At 74.7% G+C, this 233-nt stretch carries 1 pseudogene; it reads left to right on the top strand.

Features of this window, described 5'->3' with window-relative positions:
- Positions 1–2 precede the first annotated feature (2 nt).
- A pseudogene (locus tag QWY28_RS24850) lies at positions 3–233 on the top strand (phosphoadenylyl-sulfate reductase); the annotation flags it as partial.

Below are 233 nucleotides of genomic sequence, written 5' to 3'. Positions count from 1 at the left end.
GCGTGAGCGTCACCACCACCACCGCCCGCAACTCCCGCGGCATCCAGACCGAGGGCCGCACGCCCGAGGAGCTGCGCGAGCTGGTCTCGCACTGGGGCGCCGAGCTCGAGCGGGCGCCCGCCGAGGTCATCATCGAGTGGGCCGCCGCCACCTTCGGCGAGCGGTTCTGCGTGACGTCCTCGATGGGCGACGCCGCCCTGGCGCACCTCGCCTCGACGGTCGTGCCCGGGATC

The organism is Nocardioides oceani (assembly GCF_030412965.1).
Classification (GTDB): Bacteria; Actinomycetota; Actinomycetes; order Propionibacteriales; family Nocardioidaceae; genus Nocardioides; species Nocardioides oceani.
This window is presented reverse-complemented; position numbering and strand designations above follow the sequence as displayed.